Origin of the sequence: Lentzea waywayandensis (assembly GCF_900115955.1) — a bacterium.
Lineage (GTDB): Bacteria > Actinomycetota > Actinomycetes > Mycobacteriales > Pseudonocardiaceae > Lentzea > Lentzea waywayandensis.
Genome location: NZ_FOYL01000001.1, coordinates 248169 through 274095, shown reverse-complemented (window position 1 = coordinate 274095; position 25927 = coordinate 248169). Strand labels below are relative to the sequence as shown.

Sequence of the window (25927 nt, the reverse complement as noted above, 5' to 3'; positions counted from 1 at the left end):
GTTTACGGTGTTACGACTGCAGTGACTCCAGTTCGGACAGCAGCTCGGAGGCCGTGATGGCGTCTGCCTCCAACGTGCCCGACCCGTTGCGCTGGGACGACCAGTAGCCGTGCCCGTCGGCCGAGAACCACAGTTCGGTGAACTTGACCTCGGGGAAGACGTCGATCGCGCCCACCGCGATGCCGGGGTCGAGCGACGCGACCAGGGCGCCGCCGGACGGTAGCGGACGGGTGATCCAGCACTCCACCCCGCCGTCCTGGGGCTCGCCGCGGATCCAGCCCTTCTTGGTGAGGCTGAGGATCTTGCCGATCGGGAGGTCGACGTCGCAGTACTTCTTCAGCTGGGGCAGGAGGTTCTCGCCCGCGGGTACCAGGTGCAGGGGGCGGCCCAGTTGCGGGAACGGCTGGAGGATCTCGTAGTCGGCGAAGACCTCGCCCCACGCCTCCAGCTCGGCCTGGAGGTCCACCGGGTGCGCCACGCGGACGGTGGCGTCCTCGGGGAGCGTGAACTCGTCGTCGCTGGAGTCGGCGAGCGTGCGGTCCTCCGCCAGGCGGAACGAGAGGCCGTCAGAGGTGATCCACACGAGCCGGCGGACGATGTGCCAGAGCAGCGGGTGGCCGGCGAGGACGGCGTGGAACTCCTCGGCGGTCCACGTGCGCTGGTCGACCATCGCCCGTTCCAGCCGGTGGATCTGGTCGGACGCGACGGCGCGGACGTCCTTCTTCAGTGCCGCGAACCGCTTGTGCTCCAGCGGGGCCTGGTCCTGGTCGTCCTTCGCGCCGGGCTTCGGGAGGTCCTTGCGGCGCTTGCCGTCCGGGTCGAGGACGTAGGGCTTGAGCTGCTCGTCGAAGCCGACCGTGAACTGGCGCGGGCCGTAGTCGATCACCAGGCTCGCGGCGTCGTCGAGGCCCAGGCGCGGCACGAGGCGGTCCGCCAGCTGGTCGCGGGACAGGCCCAGCTCGTCGGCGATCTGGGCGACCTTCTCCTGGGCCTTGGTCTTGAGGCCCTTGAACTTCACCTTCTCCGCGATGCTGTTCAGGTGCGACAGGGCGACCTCGGTGCCGATGTCGGCGAGCACGTCGAGACCCGCCACCGCCCTGGTGTGCTGGCTCTCGCCCGGCCACACCCGGATCAGCGGCGACAGCGCGCGGACCGTCGAGTCGTCGCCGAACCAGCCGAGCGCGGTCAGCGCCCAGCCCTCCTTCGGCGGCGCGCCGACCTCCTGCCAGCGCCCGAAGACCGCCCACGCGAACTCCGCCAGCGAGCCGGGGTCGAGCGCCTCGCGGGCGATCGGCAGTCCGGCGTAGATGTCGCCCGGCTTGGACAGCGCCGCCGTCATCAGCAGATGACGTGCGGCCTCAGGGGACAGAGCCTGCTTGCGATCGCGCAACAGGACCTGGGGCAACAGGCGGGTGTCCGCCCACTCGCCGATCACCGGCAGCTTGGCGGGCAGCACGTCGACGGGGTCGACGGACAGGAAGGTCCGCAGGCCCTCGGCCGCCTCCGGGGTGGGAGCCAGCGCCACGACGTCCACCCCGAGGCCGTGCAGGTGGCGGATCGCGGTCTCGGCGTTGCGCCGTTCGGTACCGGGCTTGCCCAGGGCAGCGGGAATCAGGAGACGCGCGGCCATCTCGCGGTGCCGGGCGAGCCAGCTCAGTGCCGTCTTGCGGACCTGCTTGAGCCGCACCAGCCAGTCCGCCATCAGCGCGGCGACCTCGGGCGTCGCGAACGGCAGCACGATCACGGCCGTGGCGGAGTTCCTCTCCACGATGCGCAGCAGCGGAGGCAACGCGTCGAAGCCGAACTTCGCGGCGAGTCGCTTGCCCGCGGATTCAGCACTCCAGCCCAGGTTGGGCTGCCAGTCCGCGAGCAGGTGACGCACCTCGTCCTCGGGTGCCCCGACGAGCAGGTCGGCCATGCGGTAGCCGATCCGGCCGGCCTTGTACTCCGCCAGCCAGTGCTGCCAGGTCTTGTAGGCGTGGGTGTCCCAGTGGCCGTCCTTCAGCCACTCCTCCCGCTCACCCGGCTGCCACGTGAGCGACGGTCCGGGCACCGGGAGATCCGGCACCACCACCGGCTTCACCGCCGGCTTGCGGTGCAGCCACGGCGGCGACGCCAGCAACGCGGGCAGCTCCTCCGCCGATGCCTCCGGCACCGCCGAGGACTCGACCTCCACGAAACCGGTGGGCGCGTCCAGGTGCGGATACGACCGCAGGTGCACGCTGAGCAGCCGGCGGAACTCCTCGTTGCGGGCGGAGCGTTCGCCGAGCAGCCTGGCTGCCCGCGCCGGGTACGCCGTCATCATCGACAGCACGGCCGGGCGCACGTACTTCGTGTCGATCCGGTCGAGCAGAATCGTGAACGCCTCGTCGATGGGCAGCGCGACGAGCGTCTTCAGCACCTGCTTGCGGGTGTCCGCGCGCTGGTACTGGTGGTCGAGCGCGTCTGCGAGCAACGGCGCGATAGCCGGACCCAGCACGTACAGCGCCGTGTGGAGGACGGTCGAGTTGCCGGCCACCGAGGACGGCGCGCTCTCGAACTCCTCGAAGGTGCCGGCACTGCAATGAAGGAGCCACCAGCGGGTGCCCGTGTGCGGCGTCTGGCATGCCTCCTGGAACCAGCCGGGCCGTCCTGGCATCAGGAACGCCCGCACCAGCTTGACGTTGGGCTCGTCGATCTCGTCGAGCCTGCCCAGCGCGGTCTCCGCGGCGTCCCGCTCGGCGTCGTCCGCGATCGCGAGCGCGTACCGGATCGCCAGCAGCATCTTGCAGTCGGCGCTGCCGATCGTGATGTGGTAGTACCCATCACGGGACGCCAGCCGTTCGTTGCCGTACGCGCGCTGCTGCGAAAGCCACTCGCGTGTGCACATCAGCCTCATGAACTCGACGGTGGCCTCCGTCGCGAACACCAGGCCGTGGTCGGCGATCCAGGCGTGCACGGACTGCTCGCCGCTGGAGATGATCGCCGCGATCGCCGCCGCCCCGGTGGGATTCGGCCGTCCGGCGAGGTGCTCGCGCGCCGCCTGAACGAGATCGGGGTCGGAGGCCGGTTCGGACAGGATCCGCTCGACCGTGGTGTCCGTCTGCTGGCCGACGCGCCGCCGGGCCTCCTCCGCCAGTTCGGGGTCGACGGAGAACTCGGGAGCGGGGTGGAAACCCCGCTGCCGCACCGCGTCGCGCAGCCAGGCCTTGGGCATCACCCAGGTGTCCTCGTCGACGGCTACGGGCTTCTCGGCTGGGGAGGTGGTCGCAGGGGGAGCGTCAGCGGGCTGTGGGGCGGGCGAGGTGGTCACCGGTAGGGCGTCAGCGGGCTGTGCGGCGTCGGAGGTGGAGGCCGGCCCGTCGCCTGGCCGGGGCGCGGCCACCTCGGCGGAGCCGACCGCGCGGTAGCCCTTCTTCTCCTTCTCCGCCACCAGCTTCGCGACGTGCGCCTGTGCCGCCTCCGCGGACGCCAGCTCCTTGGTCTGGGTCTGGCCGTGCGTGTCCAGTCGTCCGAACCGGACGGTGACCGCGGCACCGTCCTGACCGATCTCCCAGAACTTCGCCGCGCCGCCCGAGACGAGCTCCCACCTGCGCACTGACTGCTCCCTGCTTCCGATCCGAAGTGTGTTGCCGGTGACCGTGCCGAGCCGGTCTGACGTTGATCGACGACCAACCGTTCCCGCGTTCACGCGTGCAGTGATTCCAGTTCCGAGAGGAGCTCGGAGGCGGTGACCGCGTCCACGTCGAAAGTGGACGGGCCACCGTCGCGGGGTGCGACCCAGTCGCCCTCTCCGCTGGTGGAGAACCAGAGTTCGGCGACCCTCATCTCGGGGAACAGGTCGATCGCGCCCACCGAGATGCCGGGATCCAGATTCGCCACCAGCGCGCCGCCGGACGGCAGCGGGCGGAGCAGCCACGGCTCGTGGCCGTTGTCCTGGGGCTCGGCGCGCACCCAGCCCCGTTTGGTGAGGCCGAGGAACTTGCCCACCGGCACGTCCTTGCCCAGGTACTTGTGCAACTGGGCGACCGTGTCGCCCGGCGTGAACGCGTGGACGGGACGGCCGAGCTGCGGGAACGGTTGCAGGATCTCGTAGTCCGCGAACACCTCGCCCCAGGCCGGCAGAGTGCCGGCCAGGTCGACCGGGTGGGCCACCCGCACGACGGCCTCCGCGGGCAGGGTCACCTCGTCGTCGGAGGAGTCCGCCAGGGTGCGGTCCTCGGCCAGCCGGAACGTCAGGCCGCTGTCGGTGATCCACACCAGTCGGCGGACCAGGTGCCACAGCAGCGGATGGCCGGCGAGGACCGTGTGGAACTCCTCGGTGGTCCAGGTGCGCTGGTCGACCATCGAGCGTTCCAGGCGGTGGATCTGGTCGGACGCGATGGTGCGGACGTCCTTCTTCAACGTCGCGAAACGCTTGTGCTCCGCCAGTGCGAGCTCCTGGTCGTCGCGCGCGCCGGGCTTGGGAAGGTCCTTGCGGCGCTTGCCCTCCGCGTCCAGGACGTAGGGCTTGAGCTGCTCGTCGAAACCCACGGTGAACTGGCGCGGGCCGTAGTCGATCACCAGCGTCGCCGCGTCATCCAGGCCCAGCCTGGGCACGAGACGGTCGGACAGCTGGTCGCGGCTCAGGCCCAGCGCGGCGGCGATGTCGGACACCTTCTCCTGGGCCTTCGCCTTGAGGCCCTTGAACTTCACCCTCTCCGCGATGCTGTTCAGGTGGGTCAGCGCCACCTCGCTGCCGATCTGGGCGAGCACGTCGAGGCCCGCCACGGCGCGGGCGTGCTGGCTCTCGCCCGGCCAGGAACGGATCAGCGGTGCCAGGCGGCGCACCGTCTCGTCGTCGCCGAACCAGCCGAGCGCGGCCAGCACCCAGCCGTCCTTGGCCGGGGCGCTCACGTCCTGCCAGCGGCCGAACACCGCCCAGGCGAACTCCGCCAGCGACGCGCGGTCACACACCTCGACAGCGAGCGGCAGGCCGGGATAGACGGCGTCCTGTTTGGACAGTGCGGCCGTCATCAGGAGGCTCTTCGCGGCTTCGGCGGACAACGCGCCGGCCCCGTCGGCCAGCAGCACCTGGGGCAGCAGCCGGTGATCGACCCACTCGCCGATCACCGGCAGCTTCGCGGGAAGGACGTCGAGCGGGTCGATCTCGATCAGCGTGCGGATCGCCGCGCCCGCCTCGGCGCTGTACGAGGTGGCGAGGGCGATGACGTCCACACCGGTTTCGAGGTGGAGGTGGCGCAGGGCGAACTCGGCGTTGCGCCGTGCCGGACCCGGCGCGCCGAGCGCGGCCGGCAGCAGGAGGCGGGCGGCGGCCTCGCGGTGGCGGGACAGCCAGGACAGGGCGAACGCGCGGGCGGTCTTGAGGCGCACCAACCAGTCCGCCATCAGCCCGGCGACCTCGGTGGTGGCGTAGGGGAGCAGCACGACGCCGGACACGTGCGGGTTGCTCGCCGCCAGGCGCAGCATCGCGGGCAGGGCGTCCATGCCGAACCGGGCCGTGATGCGCCTGCCCCAGCCCTCGCTGCCCCAGGTGTCGGCGGGCGTCCAGTCAGCGAGCAGCGGGAGGGCGAGCTTCTCCGGGCCGCTCTCGAACAGCCGGTGATCGTGGTGGTGACGGCCCTGGCCGGCGCGGATCGCCGCGGCCAACGCCTCCCAGCGCTCGCCGCGCCCCGTCCACCAGCCGGTGAGCTCCTCCCACTCCTCACGCTCACCCGGCAGCCATGTGAGGTGGGCGGCGGGGACCGGGAGATCCTTCAGCACCAAGGGTTTCGGTTGCGGGCGGCGGTGCTTCCACGGCGGTTCGGCCAGCACTCGCGGCAGCGCGTCCGCCGGTGCCTCAGGCGTGGGCTCGGGCAGGAGATCGGCGATGCCGGACGGCAGTTCCAGCTCGGGATGCGTCAGCAGGTGGGTACGCAAGAGGTTGCGGACGTCCACGTCGGTGATCGCGCGGGGCGCCATCAGCCGCAGCGCCCGAGCCGGGAACGCCGCCATCGCGGACAGCAGCGCGGGTCGCACGTACCGCTCGTGCAAGCGGTTGAGCAGCATCAGGAACGTCTCGTCGGTCGGCAGCACCGACAGCACCTCGAGCGCGAGCTTGCGGCACTCCGCACCCCACTCGACCTTCGCCCGCAGTTCGGCGTCGAGCACCGGCGCTATGCCCGGGCCCAGGACGTGCAACGCGGTGAACACGCTCATCGGCGCCCAGATCAGATGCCCGTGCTTCAGGGCGCCGAACTGCTCGACTGTGGTCGCCGAGCAGTGGATCATCCAGGTAGGAGCCCCTGACTCGTTCGCCTCCTCGAACCAGTCCTGCCGCGTCGGCGCCAGGAAGGCGCGCGCGGCCACACCGAACCACGTGGTGCCGGCCTTCTCCAGCTCTGCCACTGTCGCGGCGTAGGTCGCGTCGTCCGCCGCCGCCAGCGCGGTGCGGACGTCGATCAGCGCAAGGGCGTCCGCGTCGCGGTTCGTGCTGTGGTGCGGCAGGTGCGTCTTCAACGTGCCGTAGCCGTCGATCACGGTCGCCATGTGCACGGCCGCCACGGCGGCGAACGGCAGCCCGTAGTCCTCGATCCACCAGTGCACCGGAGAGATGCCGTACTCGTACTTGATCAGAGTCAGGAGCACCGCGACGCCCAGCGGATCAGGCCGGCCCTCGTGGTGATTCCGCAACGCCCGCACCAGATCCTGCTCGTGCTCCGGTGCCGTCAGCGCCTCGTCGATCTTCTCGGCGTGCGCGGCCACGTGGTCGCGGAACCGCTGCGCCATCGCGGAGTCGATGGTGAACCGCGGCAACGGTCTGGCGTCGCGTCTGCGCATCGCCTGCGCCAGCCACTCCGCGGGCATCACCCACGTCTCCTCGTCGCGAGGAGGCGCCTCCACGACCGGCGCGGGAGCAGCAGGAGCAGTGTCGGTGACGGCCCGGTAGCCCTTCTTCTCCTTCTCCGCCACCAGCTTCGCGACGTGCGCCGTCGCGGCCGCCTTCGAGGTCAGCTCCTTGGTCTGGGACTGCCCGGCGGTGCCCAGCCGTCCGAACCGGACGGTCACCACGGCACCGGCCTGGCCGACCTCCCAGAACTTCGCCGAGCCGCCGGAGACGAGCTCCCACCTGCGCACCACAAGACCCCCTGAATCCGACCTGGAGCTGATGTCCACGGACCGTACTCAGGGGGTCTGACAGTTTTTGTTGATCAGATGAAATCGCTGGTCAGAGCTTCCACCACACCGCGGTGTCGGGTGGCAGGAGCAGCAGCCCGTCGCGCACTCCGTAGTACGACGAAGCAAGCAGCACCGAGCCGGGATCCGGCAGTTCCACGACCGCTCCGGACAGGTTCACCGCGCAGGCGACCCCGTCGCGTTCGAACTGAAGCACGCCGGCCGGACCGTCGACCCAGGTGAGGCCGGCGCCCAGTGCCGGGTTCTCACGACGCACGCGCAAAGCGGTGCGGTAGAAGGACAACATCGAGTCCTGGTCGCCCGCCTGCGCCTCCACCGACAGCTTCGCCCACTCCGCGGGCTGCGGCAGCCACGACCCGCCGGTGCCGAACCCGAGCGACGGCCCGGAGGACGCCCACGGCAACGGCACGCGACACCCGTCACGACCGCGTTCGGTGTGGCCGGACCGCTCCCACATCGGGTCCTGAAGCACCTCGTCCGGCAGGTCCAGCACCTCGGGAAGGCCCAGTTCCTCGCCCTGGTAGAGGTAAACCGATCCCGGCAACGCCAGCATCAACGCCAACGCGGCGCGCGCACGCCGCACACCGGTCTCGCCGCCGCCGTACCGCGTCACGTGCCGTTGCACGTCGTGGTTCGACAGCACCCACGTAGTAGGCGCCCCAACAGGTTCGACAGCGGCCAGCGACGAGTCGATGACCGACCGCAACGCCTCGGACGTCCATTCCGCGGTCAGGTAGTGGAAGTTGAACGCCTGGTGCATCTCGTCGGCACGCAGGTACATCGCCGTCCGCTCGGCAGAAGGCGTCCACGCCTCCGCCACGAGCACACGCTCGCCCTCGTACGAGTCGACTACCTCACGCCACTCACGGTGGATCTCGTGCACACCGTCCTGGTCGAAGAACGGCAACGGCTCCGTGCCCAGCAGCTTGAGCTGGTCGGCGTGACCGATGTCGGGCAGCCCCGGTGCCTTGATCATCCCGTGCGCCACGTCCACCCGGAACCCGTCGACGCCCAGGTCCAGCCAGAACCGCAGCACGTCGCGGAACTCCGCACGCACCTCGGGCAGCTCCCAGTTCAGGTCCGGCTGCTCCGGCGCGAACAGGTGCAGGTACCAGGACCCGTCGGCCACCCGCGTCCACGCCGGCCCGCCGAAGACGGACTCCCAGTCGTTCGGCGGCTGGTCCCCGACGCCCTCGCGGAACATGTAGCGCTCGCGGCCACGTCCGGCCAGCGCCTCCTGGAACCACGCGTGCTGGTCGGAACTGTGGTTCGGCACGATGTCGACGATCACCCGGATACCGAGCGTGTGTGCGTCGTCCACCAACGCGCGCACGTCGTCGAGTCCACCGAACTGCGGGTCGACCGCGCGGTAGTCCGCCACGTCGTAGCCGCCGTCGGCCATCGGCGACGCGTAGAACGGCGTGATCCAGACCGCGTCGACGCCCAGGTCGCGCAGGTAGGGCAGGCGTGAGCGGATGCCGGGCAGGTCACCGACGCCGTCGCCGTCCGAGTCGGCGAAGCTGCGCACGTAGACCTGGTAGATGACGGCGTGGCGCCACCAGTCCTGGGACATGTCCATGCCTTCCGATGGGGTGTGTCAGCGGTCCAGGAAAGACGTTGCAAAAGTTTTCCGCAAGTCGGCTTGAGGATTACTAAACATGTTGGCCATGATCTGCAAACTTTTGCAGCCCGGAATATTGCGTTGCAAGCCCGCCACGCCATCCGTCAGAGTGGATCCCAACAGACCGGAGGAAGGAGCCAGCCGTGATGCAGCAACACCTGAACCATCAGCACGACTGGTGCTCCTCGGCATGAGCTGACCCTCATGTCTCCGGGGAGCCGTCCCGTCGCCGTCGCGACGAGGCGGCTTTTTTGATGCCCGTTGGTCCAATTGGCACGGACACCGCGCTCTGAACGCGGAGATCGAGGTTCGAGTCCTCGACGGGCAGCCGTGACCGAAGCCGAAGCAGTCGAGGCACCAGGTTGTGGTCCTGGTCGAAGCCGGTGCGAGTCCGGTCGGTCACTCCAGCGCGCGGGATCCGGCGATCACCCAGGCCTCATAAGCCTGGGGTGCCTGGTTCGACACCAGGACGCGCGACCAGCAGGGCGAGGAAGGCGTCGTGCAGGACACCGTTGGTGACCAGCACGACGTCCTCCTCGATCACCGTCACCCGTCCGCCCGCCTCCTCCACGAGCACCGGCAGGCACGCCAGGTCGAACTCGTCCAGGCCGGCATCTGCCGCGATCACCGCGTCCACCCGGCCGGTGATCAGGTCCAGCACGGACGTGGAGCCGTCCACGACGACACACTGCTCCAGCGTCGGTTTCCTCTTGCCGTGCAGGCACACCCGCGCGCCATCGACAGTGTCGCGTGAGGACACACGGGCGGTTTCCTCGTGCTTGCCCCGAAAGACTCGGCAGCCGATGCCACGCCCCGCCGCCATCGTGATGCCCAGCGACGGCATCGCGGACACCGCCAGGGAGCCTTCCAACGCCAGGTCCACCGAGTACGTCGGCCGTCCGGCCACGAAGTCGGCGGTGCCGCTGATCGGGTCGACCAGCCACCGCCGCCCGGAAGTTCCTTCGCGCTCAGGACGCTCCTCGCCCACGACACCGTCGTCGGGCACCGCTTCCGCCAACAGCCGGCGCACCAGGTCCTCGACCTCCAGATCAGTCGAGGTGACCTCGCTGCCGTCCTCCTTGAGCCGTACGTCGAGGTCGCCCGCGGTGTACGCCCGTTCCGCCACTTCCGCCGCCTGGTAAGCGATCCGCAACGCGAGCCGCATGTCGTTCCACATGGTCGCGAAGCCTGGCGCGAGGTCTTGGGCGGACGTAACTGATGTAGCGTTGTGCTACATGATCGAGTTCGTGCTCGGCGAGTCCGACCTGGTGGACGTGCGGTTCGCCGTCTCGCCGCTCAGCGAGCTCACGCTCAGTCTGCGCGTGCTGAAAGACCCGGCCAAGTACCCGTTGCACGTGCCGTGGGCGCGCCGGATCCGTGACGTCGACACGGAGGTGCTGCTGGCCCTGTCCACCGGCCGGGGCTGGACGCCGGACTTCCTGAGTCCTCGCCCGCTGACGCCATTCACCCGGATCGAGGACGAGTTCGCGGCGCTGCGCGAGACCCCCACCCGCACCCTGCGGCGCGACCTTCGGGCGGTGTTCGGGGAGGTGCCGGCCGTTCTGCGCGACCGCGGCCGGATGCTCGACGCGCTGGAGAACTACTGGCACGCGGCCCTGGCCCGCCAGTGGGACAGGCTGCGCGCGGTGCTCGAGGCCGACATCGGCCACCGGGGCCGGGAGATGGCCCAGCACGGTCTGGCGGCGATGTTCGCGGGGATCTCCGACCGGATCACCTTCACCAGCCCCGTGGTGCAGGTGCGGATCGTGGGTGCCGAACCGCGGCGGGTCGAGGCCGGGGGACAGGGGCTCACCCTGATCCCCAGCGTGTTCGCGCGGCGCACGGCGGTGCCCGTCGACCCCGGTGCCCCGCCGCTGCTGATCTACGCCGCTCGCGGCGCCGGCACGGTGTGGGAGACGGGGCTGGTCCGCGGGCCTCGAGCGCTGGCCGGTGTCCTCGGTCAGGTGCGGGCGGATCTGCTGGCCGAGCTGGCGCAGCCGTGCTCGTCCACGGACATCGCGCGACGCACGGGCGTCACGGTCTCGGCGGTGAACCAGCACCTGCGAGCGTTGCGCGACGCCGGTCTGCTGGCCTCGCAGCGCCACGGCCGCAGCGTCGTCTACGCCCGTACGGAGCTCGGCGACGCTCTCGTTTCCCACTCAGTGGAACAGGGAAGCGACGCCGCGAGTCAGTCGTTGCCCAGGACATGAGCTTCGCTGAGGACTGGCAGACCTGGAAGACGGAGCGCGAGACCAACCTGGCCGACCCGTACGGGTGGCTGGCGCTGGTCTCGCTCGATTGGTTGGAGACGGCCCCACGCGCCTATGACGGGCTACCGGGGGAGTGGTGGCAAGACGACGACGCGGCCTACTGGCGCAACGACGGGGAGACCAGGCGGTTCGAACTCGTCCAGAGCGGTGGTGGCGAGCGCGTCGTGGCGGGCAACGTCGAGATCGAGATCGCCCGGCGCGGCGGATACCTGATCCGCGTGCACGACCCGAAAGCGCCGGTGCTGAACGACTTCAAGGGTGTGCCGTCGTACGAACCGCACGAGAAGTGGGTGCTGGAGGGCGAGTACGAGCCGTTCGACGCGCCCGTTCCCACGACCGTCGGCGCCGTCGTAGAGGGCCTTAGTCACGTCTACGAGGCACCGGGCCGTGTGCGGTTCAGCTTCAACGGCACCGAGCACACGCTGACGGCGTTCAACGGCCGTAATGGCGGACTGAGCATCCTGTTCACCGACGAGACGAGCGGCGTCACGACCTATGCGGCGAACCGGCAGATCGCCGCCACACCTCACGATGGCAAGGTCGTGCTCGACTTCAACCGCGCGACGAACCTGCCGTGCGCGTTCACCGACTTCGCCACCTGCCCGCTGCCGCCCGCGGGCAACCACCTGTCGTTCGGCGTCGAGGCGGGGGAGAAGACGCCGTACGAGCGGGGTTAGAAGAACTCGTCGAGCAACCGGTACCAGGCGAGCATCTCCGGGCGGGGGGTGAGGCCGTAGGCGCGGTCGAACGCGGCTACGGCCTCTTCGCCCAGTTCCCGGTGCGCCAGCGCGATGTCGCGATGCCGATCGGACACGCCCAGCCGCGCCACGTCGATCAGCACGGTCGAGCCGTCCGGGCGCAGCAACACGTTCGGCGGGCAGAAGTCCCCGTGCGCCACCACGAGATCCTCGGACGGCGGAGCAGTGGCGACCAGCCGTCGCAGCAACTCCTCGGGTGTGACGCCGAGATTGTCGTCGTCGAAGTCGTCCGGATCCACCAGACCCGCCTCGACGTTGTGCCGGGCCCTCTCCAGCACGACGGGAATCGTGGCGTCGTAAGGACATGAGGCCACCGGCAACGCGTGCAACGACCGCAGCACCGTGCCCATCACGGTCCCCGCGAGCACGGGGTCGGCGGACGCCAGCGAGGGTGCGCCGACATCGGCCAGGACCAGCCAGTCCTCGGCGAACGCCCGGATCTCCGGTACCTCGAAGTGCTTGCCCAGCCACAGCAGTCGGTCGTACTCGTCGACGCCCGAGCGCTTCACGTAGCTGGACCCGACCTGCCAGACGTCACCGGACAGACCTTCGTGGTCATCGGACCAGACGGCGTCCGGGCCGACCGCGTGCAGGACGTCCTCGGGGATCTTCACTCGCAGGCCGTGCCGTCCTTGTCGCTGTCCAGTCCGTAGATGTCCGTGCCGATGACCTGGATCGGGCCTCGCGCGTACGCGGGACCGTTTCCGGTGCCGCCTGCGCAGTCCACATCGGATGCGATCGGCACGCAGCCACTGTAGTTCTTGTCGCACGCGGGTTGCGGCGCGGGTTGGGGCTGCGGCTGGGGATTCGGCTGCGGGTTCGGTTGCGGATTGGGCTGGGGTTGCGGCTTCGGCTGCGCGACGGCCGCGGGAACTGTGGTCGTAGTAGTCGTGGTGGTGGTCGTGGTCGACGTCGTCGTGCTGGTGGGCGGTGCCACCGTCGTGGTCGTCGTAGTGGGAGCCGCGGTCGTGGACACTCCCGCCGCCGACTTGTCGACGTCGGTCGGGCCGTTGACGACCGCTCCCACGATGCCGATCGCGAAGAAGAACGCGAGCAGGCTGGCCGCGCCGATGGCCACCGGCGCCACCCAGGACTTGCGTGCGGTGGCGACCGGAACGACCGCGCCACGGGGAATCTCGCGCGGCATCCGAAGGAAGATCTGGAGCAGTCCGTTGTCGCCGCGCTGGACGTACGCGGTGCTTCCGGTCGCCCCGCCGCCGGACTCCACGTGCATCAGCACGGGCGCGTACCGTTGCGACATCAGGAAAGTCAGCTCGCCCACGCGGTACCCGTCGAGGCGCACCTCGATGCCGCGTTGCCCCCGGTGCTTCCCGGCGGCGATCATGCACCACGTCAGGTTGACGGCGACGTGCCGCGTCACACCGTCCGGAACGGCATAGCGGGAGAGCACGTCCTGGTGGTGCTGCTCGCCGGTGACGGTCACCGTCACCTCGCCGGGGACCATCACCAGACCGGCGGCCGAGTTCTCGATCACTGTCGCACTCCCTCGGGTGGGTTCGTACGGCCAGACCATCGAGGACCCACTCCAGGTGTTACTGACCGTGCCGCAAAGTTGTGCCGAACGGGTGAAAATCGGCCCCGTTCGTCACGGACGGTCGATGATCACCGATGTAAATCCTTTCCACGACGTCCGGCTGAGACACGGGACTTCCGGGAGAGCGTTTCCGCGCTACGTTGAGCCAAAGGGCGCAACACCTTCACCCACAGGAGGGCGAATGGCGCTGGACACGCCGTGGCGGGCGTAGTGCGAACTGCGCGACGGATTCCCGCGAGCACACGGCGGGGCGAGCTTCGTACGGTGTGCTCATGCTGCAACCGGACCGTGAGACCAGGGCCGAGTGGACGAAGACCGTAACGGCCTTCGTCGAGGATTTCATCGAGGGACTGGAGGCCGCGCCCGCGTCATCGCCGGGCACGGCACTCCTGCCCCCACCGCCGGCGGAAACCCCCGGCGAACTCGCCGACCTGCTCGCCCGGTTCGGCGACGCGGCCAGCCAGGCGGTGGAGACCGCGGGCCCGCGCTACCTCGCCTACTTCCCGGCCGGCGGCCTCTACAGTTCGGTGCTCGCCGAGTTCCTGGCCCAGGCCACCAACCGCTACACCGGCGTCGCCTCCACAGCCCCCGCCCTGGTCGCGCTGGAACACAGCGTGATCCGCTGGCTGTGCGCCGAGTTCGGCCTCCCGGCAGGCTCCGGCGGCATCTTCACGACCGGCGCGTCACTGGCCACTCTCTCGGCCGTGCACACGGCACGACAGGACCGCCTCGGCGCCCACGACCCCAACGGCACCATCTACGTAACGCCGCACACGCACCACTGCGTCGCGAAGGCCGCACACATCACGGGCTTCCCACCCGAACGGATCCGCGTCGTTCCCACTGACGCCGCTCTCCGAATGGACGTCGCACGAGCACAAGCCATGATCGCCGAAGACCGCGCGAACGGCCTGCACCCGTTCCTGATCATCGGCACCGCGGGCGCGACCAGCACCGGCATCGTCGACCCGCTCGACGACGTCGCCGCGCTGGCCGAGCGGGAATCCCTGTGGTTCCACGTGGACGGCGCGTACGGCGGCGCCTTCCAGCTGACCGAACGCGGCCGCGCGATCCTCACCGGCATCGACCGGGCGGACTCGATCGCGTGGGACCCGCACAAGAGCCTCTTCCTCCCGTACGGCACGGGCGTGCTCCTCGTGCGGTCAGAAGCGAAACTCCGCGCCGCGCACGTGGCCGACGGCGACTACCTGCAGGACCTCGACCACGGCACCGGCCTGCCCGACTACGCCGACCTCGGCCCCGAGCTCACCCGCGAGTTCCGCGGCCTGCGCGTCTGGCTGCCGCTGCACCTGCACGGCGTCGCGGCGTTCCGCGAGGCGATCGACGAGAAGCACGACCTCGCCGACCACCTCCGCGCCGAGCTGAAGAAGATCGACGGCGTCGAGGTGCTCCCGTCCGACCTCACCGTCGTCGTGTTCCGCAGCGCCGACAGCGAGCAACTTCTCAAGCGCCTCAACGAGTCCGGCAGGTTCTTCCTGTCCAGCACCAGGCTCGGCGGGAGGTTCACGCTGCGGATCTGCGTGCTCAGCCACCGCACCCACCGCGAGCACGTGGACGAGGTGATCGAACTGGTCAGGCGCTGGACCGCTTGATCAGGGTGGTCGGCAGCAGCAACGACGGCGGCAGACCGTCCTCGCCCGCGAGCTCCGCGAGCAGCCGCCACGTCATGGTGCGGCCCAGTTCCTCGACGTCCTGCCGGATCGTCGTCAGCGGCGGTGTCGCGGTCGCGGCGAACACCGAGTCGTCGAACCCGACGACGGCGACGTCCTCGGGAACGCGCTTGCCCTGCGCGTGCAGCACCTGCAACGCGCCGAGGGCCATGATGTCCGCGGCGACGAACACCGCGTCGAGGTCGGGTGCCTTGCGCAGCAACACTTCCATGGCCCGTGCGCCGCTCTCCGGCGTGAAGTCGCCGTGCGCGACCAGGTCGGAGGAGAGCTTGGCCTCGCTCAGTCCGCGCTTGAAGCCGCTGAGCCGGTCCGCGCCCACGGCCATGTCCTTCGGGCCGGCGACGGTGCCGATCCGCTTGCGTCCCAACGACGCCAGGTAGCGCGCGGCTTCCAGGGCGCCGGTGAAGTTGTCGGCGTCCACGAACGGGACGGGGGTGCCGAGTGGACGGCCGCCGGAGACGACCGGCAGGCCGATCTCGGCCAGCATCGGCACCAGCGGGTCCTCGCCGTGCAGGCTGACCAGCAACGCCCCGTCGACGTGGCCGCTGCTCAGGTACGTCACGAGATCGCTGGTGTCGGACGGCTGGCTCATCATCAGCAGCAACTGCATGTGGCGGCCGGCGAGTTCGGCGTGCACGCCCCGCAGCACACCCGCGAAGAACGGGTCGGACAGGACGCGGCCGGTCGGCTCCGAGACCACCAGGGCGATGGCGTTGGCCCGGTTGCCGGCGAGCGACCGCGCGGCCTGGTTGGGGGAGTAGCCCAGCTCCGCGATGGCGGCGTGCACGGCCTCGCGGGCCTTGGCGCTGACGTACTGCTCGTCGTTGATCACGCGCGAGACGGTCGACTTGGACACTCCGGCCACCCGCGCGACTTCTTCGATCCGGGGGCCGGGACGTCGCTTCGCCGTCTCGGTCATGCGGCCATCCTAGGCTGCTTGGCCGGACCATGATCTGCTCAGGTCCATCTTCGTTCCCCCTCTTCACAGCGGCGTCGGCCAAGTTTCCAAGATCGTCCGCACAAATTCCGCACAGCACCCCCGAGTTCTGGCACCATGCCCCCCGAGGAGGGTCAGTGCGGTATCGGCTTCTTGGGCCGCTGCAGATCTGGCGTGGGGGCGTGGAACTGCGGCTGGGCGGGCCCCGGCAACGGGCGCTGCTGGCAGCGTTGGCACTGCACGCCAACGAGACGGTCAGTTTTGAACATCTGAGCGAAGCGGTGTGGGAATCTCCACCCGCGGCTCCTGAATCGAACATCCGAACCTATGTCGCCGCCTTGCGCAAGCTCGTGCTGGACGACCTCGTCACCGTCCCCGGCGGATACCGGCTCAAGGTGCCGGACGGAGAGGTCGACGTCGCCGTCTTCGAGCGGTTGTGCGCGGCCGGCGACGAGGCGTTGAAGCAGGGCGATCACCGGGCGGCGGTGTCCGAGTACGAGCAAGCGCTCGCGTTGTGGCGTGGCCCGGCGCTGGACGGCCTCACCGTGGGGCCACGGCTCGAAGCCGAGCTCACGCTGTTGCAGGAACGGCGGCTCACGGTCGCCGAGCAGCACGCGCGGCTGTCGATCGAGCTGGGCCAGGGCGAGCGGCTGATCCCCGAACTGCGGCGCCTGACCAAGCAGTTCCCGCTCAGGGAACAGCTCTGGTTGCAGCTCATGCACGCGCTCCAGCGGGCCAACCGGCCTGCCGAGGCGTTGCAGGCGTTCGAGGACGTGCGGGTGCTGCTCGCCGCCGAACTGGGCGTCGATCCCGGCAACGACCTGCGGGAACTGCACGCGCGGCTGCTGCGCGGGGACGAGCCCCGGCCCGCCCTGAACACGCTGCCGCGCGACGTCGCCGACTTCACCGGCCGCGCGTCCGAGATGGAGAGGCTGACCAGGGCCGTCACCGGAAAGTCAGCCGTCGTGATCTCCGCGATCGACGGCATGCCGGGCGTCGGCAAGACGACGCTCGCCGTCCACTTGGCACACCGTCTGGAGTACCCGGACGGTCAGCTGTTCATCGACCTGCACGCGCACACCGCGGGCCGTGCGCCCGTGGAACCGACAGACGCGCTCGACGTGCTGTTGCGCGCGCTCGGCCTGGACGAGATCCCGGTCGGCCTGGACGAACGGGCCGCGATGTGGCGGGGCGAGCTGTCGAAGCGCAGGTTGCTGGTCGTGCTCGACAACGCGGTGAGCGCCGAGCAGGTGCGGCCGCTGCTGCCGGGCGTGCCGGGCTCGTTGGTGCTGGTCACGTCTCGTGCGCGGCTGGTCGAGCTGGAAGGCACGTCGACGCTCACGCTGGACGTGCTGTCCGAGGCGGAGGCGCTGCAGCTGTTCGCCACGATCGTCGGCGACGAACGCGGCACGGACCCGGCGGCCCGCGAGGTCGTCGAGCTGTGCGGCAGGCTGCCGCTGGCCGTGCGGCTGGCCGCCGGACGGCTCCGCAGCCGTCCGACCTGGAACACCGCCCACCTCGCGACGCGGCTGCGCGAGGGACGATTATCCGAGCTGGACGCGGTCTTCGCGTTGTCGTTCGGCCAGCTCCCCACCGGTCACCAGCGACTCTTCTGCCTGCTGGGCCTGCACCACGGCACGGACTTCGACGTCGACCAGGCCGCGGCGCTGGGCGAGCTCGACCTGCTGGAGTGCGACGGGATGCTCGAAGATCTCGTCGACGTCCATCTCCTGGAAGCGACCACGCTCGGCCGGTACCGGATGCACGACCTGCTCCGGCAGTACGCACAGTCCAAAGTGCACGCCACCCGTGAGCCGCTGACCAGGCTGCTGGACCACTTCCTGGACACGGCGAACCAGGCGACGAGGCTGATGTCGCCCGCCGCGCGCAAGTACGAGGTCGACATCACCTACCGGCCGGAGTCGCGGCTCGTGCTGCGCGACTACGACCACGCGGTCGAGTGGCTGGAGACCGAACGCCAGACGCTCGTCGCCGCCGTGGCGTTGTCGCTCGACGGTGACTGGCGCACGCACACGTGGCAGCTCGCGCGCGCGTTGACGTTCTTCTGCATGGTGCGCGGCCACACGCGTGACTGGGCCACGATCAACGAACTGGCGCTGGAGGCGGCGAAGGACGAGCCGGTCGCCCTCGCGATCACGACCAAGAACTACGCGATGGTGTTCTGGCAGACCGCGCAGTACCCGAGGGCCATCCACTACAACGAGCGCGCGATCGAGATGCTCCGCGAGCTGGGCGACCTTCAGGGCGTGGCGGGCACGCTGAACAACCTGTCGCTGGTCTACCGGACCCTCGGCCGGCACGCCGAGGCCGCCGAACTGCTGGAGCAGGCCATCACGGTGGCGCGGCAGCTCGGCGACCGGCACCTCGAGTCGCAGGCGATGAGCAACGTCAGCAACATCTACAGCGCGCTCGGCCGTTACGACGAGGCGCTGCAGGCGTGCACGTCCGCGCTCGCGTTGATGCGCGAGATGGGCAGCCGCCGCGACGAGGCCGACACCCAGAGCGCGCTGGGCATGATCCTGCACGCGATGGGCCGGCACTCCGAGGCGTTGGAGGCGTTGGAGTCGGCGTTGGCGGCCGTGCGCGCGATCGGTGACGTCACAACGGAGACCGTGGTGCTCAACTACCTCGGCGAAGTGCTGACCGCGGCCGGGCGTCCCGCTGATGCCTTGGCGCCGTTGCGTGAAGCGCTGGAACTGGCGGAACGGATCGACGACCGGCGGGAGGCCGCGAACGCGCACAAGCACCTCGCGCGCGCGGTCGCGGACCCCGCCGAAGCGGCCCGGCACCAGAAGGAGGCGGACGAGAGGTTCGCCGCGCTAGGCACCGACTGAGCGGGGACCCGGCCTCCCGCCGGGCAGCACCGCGCCACGCGGCAGCCCGTCCCGCAGCAACGGCAACAGCCTGTGGTGCTTGCTCATGAGCACCGCGGCTGTGCCGTTGCGCAACTGGATCCTGCGGCAGAAGTGGGAGGACAGCCCCACTCCCAGATAGGCCTCCGCCCGTGGCCCGTAGACGACCGCGTTCCCCAGCCCGCACCACGCGGCCGCGACCGCCTGGCCGTCCGCCCAGAGGTACCCCTCGACGTACACCCCACCGTGGTGACGGCCCGCCTCGCTGAAGGCGTCGCTGAACGTCACCTGGGGCTGCAGGCGGGTCCGGTCGTCGGCGGACCACCACCCGCCGACGTCGAGCACCAGACCCTCGACGCTCGCGTGCGCCCACTGCGAGTCGTCGACGAGCGTGCGGAACGGCGCTTCCAGCTCCTCCAACGCCGCTGTGAGCTCCTCCACCCGTTCATGGTGCGGTGCTCACGCCGATCGCGCCGTCCGAAGTGGACTCAGCCCTGGGTCTGGGCGATCGTGACGGGAATGCTCACCTGCACCGGTCCCGCCACCCCGATGATGACCCCGTCCCCGGCCTTCGGGCCTGCCTGCAGCCGGGCGCGGAACGTGATCGTCTCGCCGGGAGCCAGCGTCTGCCCGCCCTCGCACGTCACGGTGCCCTTGCCGGCCGGGCACCCGACCAGCCCCACCGAGGTCTTGCCCGGCCCGACCGTCTTGACCTTGTCCGGCATGGTCAACGTCAACGTTGGCAACGTCGTCGGGGAGTCGCCCTTGTTGGTGATGCTGATGTTCATCTCGTTCGGCGGGCCGTCGGTGGTCATGGAGACGCCGCCGGGCGCGGACGCCGACAGGTTGGCCGCCGAGGGGGTGACCGTGTTCTCACCCACGGGCTCCACCGGTTCGCCGGCTCCACTCGTCGCGGTGCCTGGCACGGAACCGGCGGACGAGCCCTTCGTCGGGGTGCTGCCCGCGCTCTGCGTGGAGCCGGGTTGATCGGACTGCGTGACTCCCGCCGAGGCGCTCGTGCTGGTCGTCGGGGCGGCACCGATCGTGGTGCCGGGATTGTCGGAGGTGACGACGCCGCTGGCGCTGACCACGACGACCGCCGCGGCCGAGGCGGCGACACCCAGCCACGTGGAGGCGCTCAGGGTCACCACGGCGCCCTTGGTCGCCGTCGCGGCGGCGGCGAGGTACCCGGTGGTGCCCGTGCCGAGCACGATGGGGGCGATCAGACCGCGCAACGCGCCGTTGACGTCGGACAGTTCTCTCGCGAGCTTGCGGCATTCCGCGCAGTTGTCCATGTGCTCGTCGAGGTGGACGGCGTCGCGGCCCTTGAGCCCGCCGCGCGTCCAGGCGCCGAGCTTCGTCACCGTGGCCCGGCACTTCTCCGCGGGCTCCTGGTTGACGTGCGCCTGCAGGAACGCCTTGCGCAGGCCTTCGCGCGCACGGAACGCCATCGCGGACACGCCGTTGGCGGTCAAGCCGAGCAACGGCGCGATCTCGCCGGGCGACTGACCCTCGATCGCCGTGTGCCACAGGACTGTCTGCCACCGCTCGGGCAGCGTCGCGAACGCCGTCGCCGCCATGGCCTGATCGAGATCCTCGACCGCCTTGTCGCGGAACGGCACGCTGGTCGCCTTGGTGGCGCCGGGAACCTCTTCGATGTCACCGGCCAGTTCGACCCGCTTTTCCTTGCGGGTGCGGTCATACGCCGCGTGCCGCACGGCCGTCAGCAGGTACGGCCGGAACGAGGCGCCGGGGCCGCCACCGCCGCGCAGTGCGGCGAGAACCTTCGCGAACGCTTCCGCCACAAGGTCATCGGCATCCGAGGACGACGAGGACAGTTGCATCGCAAGGATGTTCGCCGAGCGCACGTGACGTTCGTAGAGCTTGCCGTACTCCTCGACCCTGCCATCTCTGACTGCATCGATGAGGTCGGCATCCGACGGCGGTCGTCCACGCTGCCCGATCAAAGAAAGCCGCCCTTAACGTGATGCCCTGTGCTGATACGCGGACCCTATCGAGATGTCTCAACACGAACAATCCACGCATACGAAACTGATGCAATAAAAGAGGTTTCCGACCGTGGCGGTCCGGGCGAACACAGGTCAGAAGGCCCTAGCGGTGGCAACTTCGCTGTGAGGGCTCACCGCTTTGTTCGCAAAACTAATCGGTGACGAAGGTCATTTCTCCGGCGATTCGCAAAAGGAGCAGCTTTCGTTAGGGCAAAAGCACGCACATCCATGCGGATGATCTCGACTTGAGTAGCCGTACTCATGACAGTCCGGGTGTGACGCAGGAATCTCGGAACATGACGTCTTCCGCGCCCTCGCACACCCCGACGACCGCTGCCTTCTACGTGCAGGCGGTCCTCTCGTTCGGGCTCTCGCTGACCGCAGTCGGCATCGGAGTCGTGTTCCTGCCCGTCGGCGGATGGGTCCGCGCGTTCCTGGGGATCGCGATGCTCTACACGGTCACCTCGGCGTTCACCCTGGCCAAGGTCCTCAGGGATCGGCAGGAGGACACCTACATCACCAGCAGAGTGGACAGAGCCCGGCTCGACAAGCTGCTGACCGAGCACGACCCCTTCAAGCTCGACGTGCCGTGAGAAACGAAGACCGGTTGCCGCCCCCGTCGCGGCAACCGGTCCTCTGCGAGGGTGACCGGTCCCCCCGAACCCGTACCGGCCACCTGAACTGACACCCATTCTTTAGCCCGAACGGCGGTGGCAACAGCGACAACCCGCACAACCCACCGATACAGTCGGTGTAGGGGAGGGCTGTGTGGACGGGTCTTTCGGCGCGTTGCTGCGTCACCACCGGCTGGCCGCGGCGCTGACCCAGGAAGCGCTCGCCGAACAGGCCGGAATCAGTGCTCAGGCCATCGGCGCGCTCGAACGCGGAGCCCGCCGGTACCCCCACCGCGAGACCGTCACGCGGCTGGCCAGAGCGTTGCGCCTGAACCCGGAGCAGCAGTCGGGCCTGGTCACCGCCGCGTCGCGCCCGTCCGTGCCTCGTGCCGATCTCGAACCGTCCGGCCAGGTCGTGGCCGCGCAGTTGCCCGCGAGCGTGCAGGGCTTCACGGGCCGTGAGGGCGTTCTGCTCACCATGGACGCGTTGCTCGCGCACGAGTCGAACGCCGTGGTCGTGTCCGCGATCGCGGGTATGGCCGGCATCGGCAAGACGACGCTGGCCGTCCACTGGGCCCATCGCGCGCGGTCGCGGTTCCCGGACGGACAGCTGTTCCTGAACCTGCGCGGGCACGGCGGCGGCGCCCCGGTGACGCCGCTCGAAGCGCTGACCCACCTGCTGGTCGGCCTCGGGCTGGAACGAGCCAAGGTCCCCGCCGATGCCGAGACCGCCGCCGCCACCTACCGGACGCTGCTCGCCGACCGGCGCGTGCTGGTCGTGCTGGACGACGCGGTCGACGCCCGCCAGGTCCGGCCGCTGCTGCCGGGTTCGCCGGGCTGTCTGGTCCTCGTCACCAGCAGGTACCGCCTCGACGGCCTGGTCGCGCGCGACGGGGCGCGGCGGATCCAGCTGGAGCAGCTCAGCCCGGACGCGGCGCGGTCCCTGCTCGTCCACGTGCTGGGGGAGCAACGGATCGCGGCCGAGCCCGACGCCGTCACGGACCTGGTGGGGTTGTGCGCGGGGTTGCCCCTGGCGTTGCGCATCGCCGCCGCCCACCTGCTCGGCGGCCGGACGATCGGCGGGTACGTGGCCGCGTTGCGCTCCGGCGACCGGCTCGCCTCGCTGGCGGCGCCCGGCGACCCCGACACCGCGGTCGGCGCGGCGTTCGACCTGTCGTACCAGGCGCTCGAACCCGCCGCGCGCCGCGTGTTCCGGCTGATGGGCCACATGCCGGGCCGCGACCTGACCGCGGACGCCATCGCGGCGCTGACCGCGCTGGACCCGGCCGAGACCGAGCGCTGCCTGCGCCTGCTCACCGCCGCACACCTGGTCGACGAACACCGGCCAGGCCGGTACACGTTCCACGACCTGCTGCGCCTGCACGCCGCCCACCTCGTCGACACCGAACGAGAAGCCGCGACCGAACGCCTCTGGGGCCACTTCGCGCTGACGTTGCTGAACGCCGGTGAACGGGTCGACCCGCGCACGTACCGGCACGTGCTGGCCGAGGACTACCGCCACACCACGTTCATCGACGACATCATCGCGAACACGTGGATCGACGTGGAGACCGAGAACCTCGTCGCCACCACGCACGCCGCCGCGAAAGCAGGCCACACCCGGCTCGCGGTGCAACTGCTGATCGCGCTGCACCCGCAGTTCGAGCGTCACCGCATGGAGGTGGTCTGGCTCGGCACCGGCACGGCGGTCCTGGAGGCCGCCCGGCGCAGCGGCGACCTCCTCGCCGAGGCGCACGCGCTGCGGATCATCGGCGACGCGCAGTGGTGCGGCTGCGACTACGAACAGTCGCTGATCTTCCTGGGCAAAGCCCTCACCGCTGCCGAAGAGCTGGGGCACAAGGAGTTCTACCGCGTCGTGCTCTGCGCGTTGGGCAGGACGTCGATCTCGATGGGACGGCCGCGCGACTGCGCCGACTACTACCGGCGGGCGCGCGAGCTGTGGCGGCAGGACGGCCGGCCGACCGACGGCGCCCTGGTCCTCGGCGACGCGTACTGGGAACTGGGCGAGCTGGACAGCGCCTACGAACTGCACACCGAGACGATCGCCGTCTCGCGGGACAAGGGAGTCCGTTACGGCGTGCTGCTCGGCGAGACGCACGCGGGCCGTTCCTGCCAGGCACTCGGCCGGCTGGAGCGGGCGATCGAGCACTACGAGGCCGGTCTGGCGTTGTGCCGCGAGTTCGCCGAACCGGCGGAGGAAGCCGGCAACCTCGCGAACCTCTCCGGCGCCTACCGCGACCTGGAGAAGTACGACCTCGCCCTCGACACGGCACGGGAGGCGCTGGAGATCGCGACGCGCCTGGGCATGCGGCGCACGCAGATCAGCGCGTGGCACGTGCTCGGCAGCACCCACCTCCTGCTCGGCTACGACGACGCCGCGCGGACCGAACTGCGCACCGCGCTGGATCTGGCGGTGGCCACGTCCCATCAGCGCGGACGATGTGACGCCCTGATCTCGTTGGCGGCACTGCACTTGCGGCACGAGGAGCACGACTCCGCCCGCGCGTCGGCGCAGGAGGCGCTGGAGATCAGCCGTGGCACCGGGCACCGGCTGATCGAGGGGGAGAGCCTGCGCGTGCTCGCCGAGGTCGATCTCGCGCTGGGCCGGGTGGACGACGCGCGGCGCCGGGCGGAGGAAGCGGGGACGTTGCACGCGAGGTCCGGGTATCGCCTTGGTGCGCAACGGGTCGCGGACGTCCTGCGCCGCATCACGTGAGCAGCTGGTCGCGGCGCCGGGTCAGGTAGGCGATCTCGGCGGTGTTGCCCGCCAGCGCCACGTCCGGGCCTTCGAGCTCGGCGACCGCGGGCGATCGCGAACGCCTCGGCGCCACGTCCAGATCAGGGGCCAGCGACCCCCACGAGCCGGCGAACAGGTCGTAGGTGCGTCGGCCGAAGAATCACTTCTCGACGTACGGCGGCGCCTCGCCCCAGCCCCACTTCGGCACGGGTGCCCCGTGAAACGGCTTGGCGTCCGGCGCGGAGTTCTGCACCGCCAGCCGCGTGCCCCACTCCAGATAGGACACGAAGGCGGCCCGGAACTCGGGGTCGTCCGGCAGCGCCACCTCGTCCGCCGCGTCCATGATCAGGTTCAGCCAGCGCCGGCGTTGCTCCTCGGTGATGGCCCGCCCGAGGTGCTTGGCCAGCATGAACTCGTAGCCGCCCCGCTCGGCGGTGTAGGCGGCGGGCCCGCCGAACACCTCACCCAGCCACAGAGCCACGTAACGGGCATGGCCGGGATCCATCCCGGCGAACACGGGCGCGAGCACCGCGTCGTCGGCGACGCGGCGGTAGAACGCCTCGGTCAGCTTCAGCAACGCCGCTGAACCACCGGCCCAGGTGTAGAGAGAAGGTGTTGACTGTTCGTTGATCACCGCACCACTCCAGCATCAGGCGAGAAGCCCGGCAAGTACGCACCTTTTGGTGAGGAGCGCCCATGTACCACTGTCCTGTCGAACTGGCCCTCGACGTCATCGGCGGCAAGTGGCGCGCGGTCATCCTCGCCCACCTCAAGGAAGGCCCGCACCACTACGGCGAACTGCGTCGCAAGGTGATCGGCATCAGCGAGAAGATGTTCGTCCAACGGCTCCGCGAGCTGCAGGACGCGGGTCTGGTGGCGCGGGTCGAGCGGCTTCCGCACGTCGAGTACTCGCTCACCGAGGAGGGCCGGAGTCTGGGACCCGCTCTTCAGGCGCTCTACGACTGGGGCGTGCTGCGTGCCGCCCGCACCGGTGTGATCATCGCGTCGTGAACTTCGACAACGGGGCGGCGCTGGGTGCGGCCGCGGCGGACTTCCTCAGACGGCACCTGATCAGGCCCGGCGTGCGCGACGGCGTCGCGTTGAAGCGCGGTCTGACCGACGCGGAGTTCGCGGCGGTGGAGGAGGGCCTCGGGTTCGAGTTCGCCGACGACCACCGCGCACTGCTCGCCGAGGTGCTGCCGACCGGAGGTTCCTGGCCGAACTGGCGCTCGGAGTCTCTCGGCACCCTGCGCGGGCGGTGCGACCGGGCGGTCGAGGGCGTCCTGTTCGACGTGGAGGAGAACGACTTCTGGCACGAGAGCTGGGGTGTGCGACCGTCTGACGACGGTGAGGCGATCGAGTGCGCGAAGGAACACCTCGCGACCGTGCCGCGGATGATTCCCGTGTTCTCGCATCGTTGCCTGCCTGCTGGACGTGGCACGTTCGGCAACCCCGTGCTGTCCATGCACCAGACCGACATCATCTACTACGGGTTCGACCTCCTCGACTACGTCGCCGCGGAGTTCTACATCCGCGATCCGCAACGGCCGTGGCGTCGTCCCAAGCCCATCGCGTTCTGGGACGACCTGCTCTAGTCACGCGGCCTGACCAGCGCGCTCATGCGCTGCCAACGAACTGCCCGTGCACCGGTGGCAAGGCTGTGCCCGTCACACAGCCCTTGCCTCT

At 70.0% G+C, this 25927-nt stretch carries 19 protein-coding genes and 2 tRNA genes; 10 read left to right on the top strand and 11 right to left on the bottom strand.

Features of this window, described 5'->3' with window-relative positions; translation table 11 throughout:
- Positions 1 to 10: 10 nt before the first annotated feature.
- From BM417_RS01260 to BM417_RS01250, 3 genes are all read right to left on the bottom strand, one after another.
- The gene (locus BM417_RS01260) at positions 11 to 3577 is read right to left on the bottom strand and encodes a WGR and DUF4132 domain-containing protein (RefSeq protein WP_177320225.1); all 3567 of its coding nucleotides are present in this window, start codon (positions 3575 to 3577) and stop codon (positions 11 to 13) included.
- Positions 3578 to 3666: 89 nt separating this feature from the next.
- Entirely contained in the window at positions 3667 to 7095 is a 3429-nt protein-coding gene (locus BM417_RS01255) for a WGR and DUF4132 domain-containing protein (RefSeq protein ID WP_177320224.1), read from the bottom strand.
- A gap of 91 nt (positions 7096 to 7186) precedes the next feature.
- The gene (locus tag BM417_RS01250) at positions 7187 to 8728 is read right to left on the bottom strand and encodes a glycoside hydrolase family 13 protein (RefSeq protein ID WP_093588521.1); all 1542 of its coding nucleotides are present in this window, start codon (positions 8726 to 8728) and stop codon (positions 7187 to 7189) included.
- A gap of 303 nt (positions 8729 to 9031) precedes the next feature.
- On the opposite strand from BM417_RS01250, the gene BM417_RS01245 reads away from it, so the two are divergent.
- Both BM417_RS01245 and BM417_RS47480 read left to right on the top strand, forming a co-directional pair.
- Positions 9032 to 9104 (top strand) — tRNA-Gln (locus tag BM417_RS01245).
- A gap of 80 nt (positions 9105 to 9184) precedes the next feature.
- A tRNA-Ile gene (locus BM417_RS47480) sits at positions 9185 to 9256 on the top strand.
- Here BM417_RS47480 and BM417_RS50180 read toward each other — a convergent pair.
- Entirely contained in the window at positions 9213 to 9941 is a 729-nt protein-coding gene (locus tag BM417_RS50180; RefSeq protein ID WP_407656075.1) for an inositol monophosphatase family protein, read from the bottom strand. The two genes, BM417_RS47480 and BM417_RS50180, sit on opposite strands and share 44 nt — an antisense overlap.
- A 70-nt stretch (positions 9942 to 10011) precedes the next feature.
- Here BM417_RS50180 and BM417_RS01235 point away from each other — a divergent pair, with 70 nt between their 5' ends.
- Both BM417_RS01235 and BM417_RS01230 read left to right on the top strand, forming a co-directional pair.
- Entirely contained in the window at positions 10012 to 10986 is a 975-nt protein-coding gene (locus BM417_RS01235; RefSeq protein WP_093587863.1) for an ArsR/SmtB family transcription factor, read from the top strand.
- Positions 10983 to 11723 (top strand): DUF1684 domain-containing protein, encoded by a 741-nt coding sequence (locus BM417_RS01230; RefSeq protein WP_093587862.1) that lies wholly within the window; start codon positions 10983 to 10985, stop codon positions 11721 to 11723. Before BM417_RS01235 ends, BM417_RS01230 begins: the two co-directional genes overlap by 4 nt.
- Here BM417_RS01230 and BM417_RS01225 read toward each other — a convergent pair.
- Both BM417_RS01225 and BM417_RS47475 read right to left on the bottom strand, forming a co-directional pair.
- Positions 11720 to 12418, bottom strand: a complete 699-nt coding sequence (locus BM417_RS01225) for an aminoglycoside 3'-phosphotransferase (RefSeq protein WP_177320223.1) — start codon at positions 12416 to 12418, stop codon at positions 11720 to 11722. The two genes, BM417_RS01230 and BM417_RS01225, sit on opposite strands and share 4 nt — an antisense overlap.
- Positions 12415 to 13299, bottom strand: a complete 885-nt coding sequence (locus tag BM417_RS47475) for a hypothetical protein (protein WP_177320222.1) — start codon at positions 13297 to 13299, stop codon at positions 12415 to 12417. The genes BM417_RS01225 and BM417_RS47475 overlap by 4 nt, the downstream gene beginning before the upstream one ends.
- Positions 13300 to 13631: 332 nt before the next feature.
- On the opposite strand from BM417_RS47475, the gene BM417_RS01215 reads away from it, so the two are divergent.
- Complete coding sequence (locus BM417_RS01215; RefSeq protein ID WP_093588520.1) at positions 13632 to 14972, top strand: pyridoxal phosphate-dependent decarboxylase family protein; 1341 nt, start codon at positions 13632 to 13634, stop codon at positions 14970 to 14972.
- Here the strand turns inward: BM417_RS01215 and BM417_RS01210 are convergent.
- Entirely contained in the window at positions 14953 to 15969 is a 1017-nt protein-coding gene (locus BM417_RS01210; protein ID WP_093587860.1) for a LacI family DNA-binding transcriptional regulator, read from the bottom strand. The genes BM417_RS01215 and BM417_RS01210 overlap by 20 nt on opposite strands.
- A 155-nt stretch (positions 15970 to 16124) precedes the next feature.
- On the opposite strand from BM417_RS01210, the gene BM417_RS01205 reads away from it, so the two are divergent.
- Complete coding sequence (locus BM417_RS01205; protein WP_177320221.1) at positions 16125 to 18842, top strand: AfsR/SARP family transcriptional regulator; 2718 nt, start codon at positions 16125 to 16127, stop codon at positions 18840 to 18842.
- Here BM417_RS01205 and BM417_RS01200 read toward each other — a convergent pair.
- Positions 18828 to 19301 carry a hypothetical protein gene (locus tag BM417_RS01200; RefSeq protein ID WP_093587858.1) on the bottom strand — a complete coding sequence of 158 codons (474 nt, stop codon included), beginning with the start codon at positions 19299 to 19301 and terminating at the stop codon, positions 18828 to 18830. The two genes, BM417_RS01205 and BM417_RS01200, sit on opposite strands and share 15 nt — an antisense overlap.
- Before the next feature lie 47 nt (positions 19302 to 19348).
- On the bottom strand, positions 19349 to 20827 hold the full coding sequence (locus BM417_RS01195) for a sigma-70 family RNA polymerase sigma factor (protein ID WP_093587857.1): 1479 nt from the start codon (positions 20825 to 20827) through the stop codon (positions 19349 to 19351).
- A 338-nt stretch (positions 20828 to 21165) separates the two neighbouring features.
- On the opposite strand from BM417_RS01195, the gene BM417_RS01190 reads away from it, so the two are divergent.
- Together BM417_RS01190 and BM417_RS01185 are read left to right on the top strand one after the other, a co-directional pair.
- The gene (locus BM417_RS01190) at positions 21166 to 21462 is read left to right on the top strand and encodes a YiaA/YiaB family inner membrane protein (RefSeq protein ID WP_093587856.1); all 297 of its coding nucleotides are present in this window, start codon (positions 21166 to 21168) and stop codon (positions 21460 to 21462) included.
- A gap of 175 nt (positions 21463 to 21637) precedes the next feature.
- Positions 21638 to 24220 (top strand): ATP-binding protein, encoded by a 2583-nt coding sequence (locus BM417_RS01185; RefSeq protein WP_093587855.1) that lies wholly within the window; start codon positions 21638 to 21640, stop codon positions 24218 to 24220.
- Here BM417_RS01185 and BM417_RS49770 read toward each other — a convergent pair.
- Together BM417_RS49770 and BM417_RS01180 are read right to left on the bottom strand one after the other, a co-directional pair.
- Positions 24213 to 24335 (bottom strand): hypothetical protein, encoded by a 123-nt coding sequence (locus tag BM417_RS49770; RefSeq protein WP_281251278.1) that lies wholly within the window; start codon positions 24333 to 24335, stop codon positions 24213 to 24215. The genes BM417_RS01185 and BM417_RS49770 overlap by 8 nt on opposite strands.
- A gap of 66 nt (positions 24336 to 24401) precedes the next feature.
- Positions 24402 to 24875 carry a group II truncated hemoglobin gene (locus BM417_RS01180; protein ID WP_218164288.1) on the bottom strand — a complete coding sequence of 158 codons (474 nt, stop codon included), beginning with the start codon at positions 24873 to 24875 and terminating at the stop codon, positions 24402 to 24404.
- A 62-nt stretch (positions 24876 to 24937) separates the two neighbouring features.
- Between BM417_RS01180 and BM417_RS01175 the strand changes: the two genes are divergently transcribed.
- Both BM417_RS01175 and BM417_RS01170 read left to right on the top strand, forming a co-directional pair.
- Complete coding sequence (locus BM417_RS01175) at positions 24938 to 25252, top strand: winged helix-turn-helix transcriptional regulator (RefSeq protein WP_093587854.1); 315 nt, start codon at positions 24938 to 24940, stop codon at positions 25250 to 25252.
- Complete coding sequence (locus BM417_RS01170; RefSeq protein ID WP_218164287.1) at positions 25249 to 25836, top strand: hypothetical protein; 588 nt, start codon at positions 25249 to 25251, stop codon at positions 25834 to 25836. Before BM417_RS01175 ends, BM417_RS01170 begins: the two co-directional genes overlap by 4 nt.
- Positions 25837 to 25927 lie beyond the last annotated feature (91 nt).

Excerpts from the sequence above, each read along its gene's own strand:
- BM417_RS50180 (WP_407656075.1), bottom strand. The coding sequence starts at position 9,941 with ATGCGGCTCGCGTTGCGGATCGCTTACCAGGCGGCGGAAGTGGCGGAA.
- BM417_RS01235 (WP_093587863.1), top strand. The coding sequence starts at position 10,012 with ATGATCGAGTTCGTGCTCGGCGAGTCCGACCTGGTGGACGTGCGGTTC.
- BM417_RS01175 (WP_093587854.1), top strand. The coding sequence starts at position 24,938 with ATGTACCACTGTCCTGTCGAACTGGCCCTCGACGTCATCGGCGGCAAG.
- BM417_RS01210 (WP_093587860.1), bottom strand. The coding sequence starts at position 15,969 with ATGACCGAGACGGCGAAGCGACGTCCCGGCCCCCGGATCGAAGAAGTC.
- BM417_RS01190 (WP_093587856.1), top strand. The coding sequence starts at position 21,166 with ATGACGTCTTCCGCGCCCTCGCACACCCCGACGACCGCTGCCTTCTAC.
- BM417_RS01230 (WP_093587862.1), top strand. The coding sequence starts at position 10,983 with ATGAGCTTCGCTGAGGACTGGCAGACCTGGAAGACGGAGCGCGAGACC.
- BM417_RS01250 (WP_093588521.1), bottom strand. The coding sequence starts at position 8,728 with ATGTCCCAGGACTGGTGGCGCCACGCCGTCATCTACCAGGTCTACGTG.
- BM417_RS01215 (WP_093588520.1), top strand. The coding sequence starts at position 13,632 with ATGCTGCAACCGGACCGTGAGACCAGGGCCGAGTGGACGAAGACCGTA.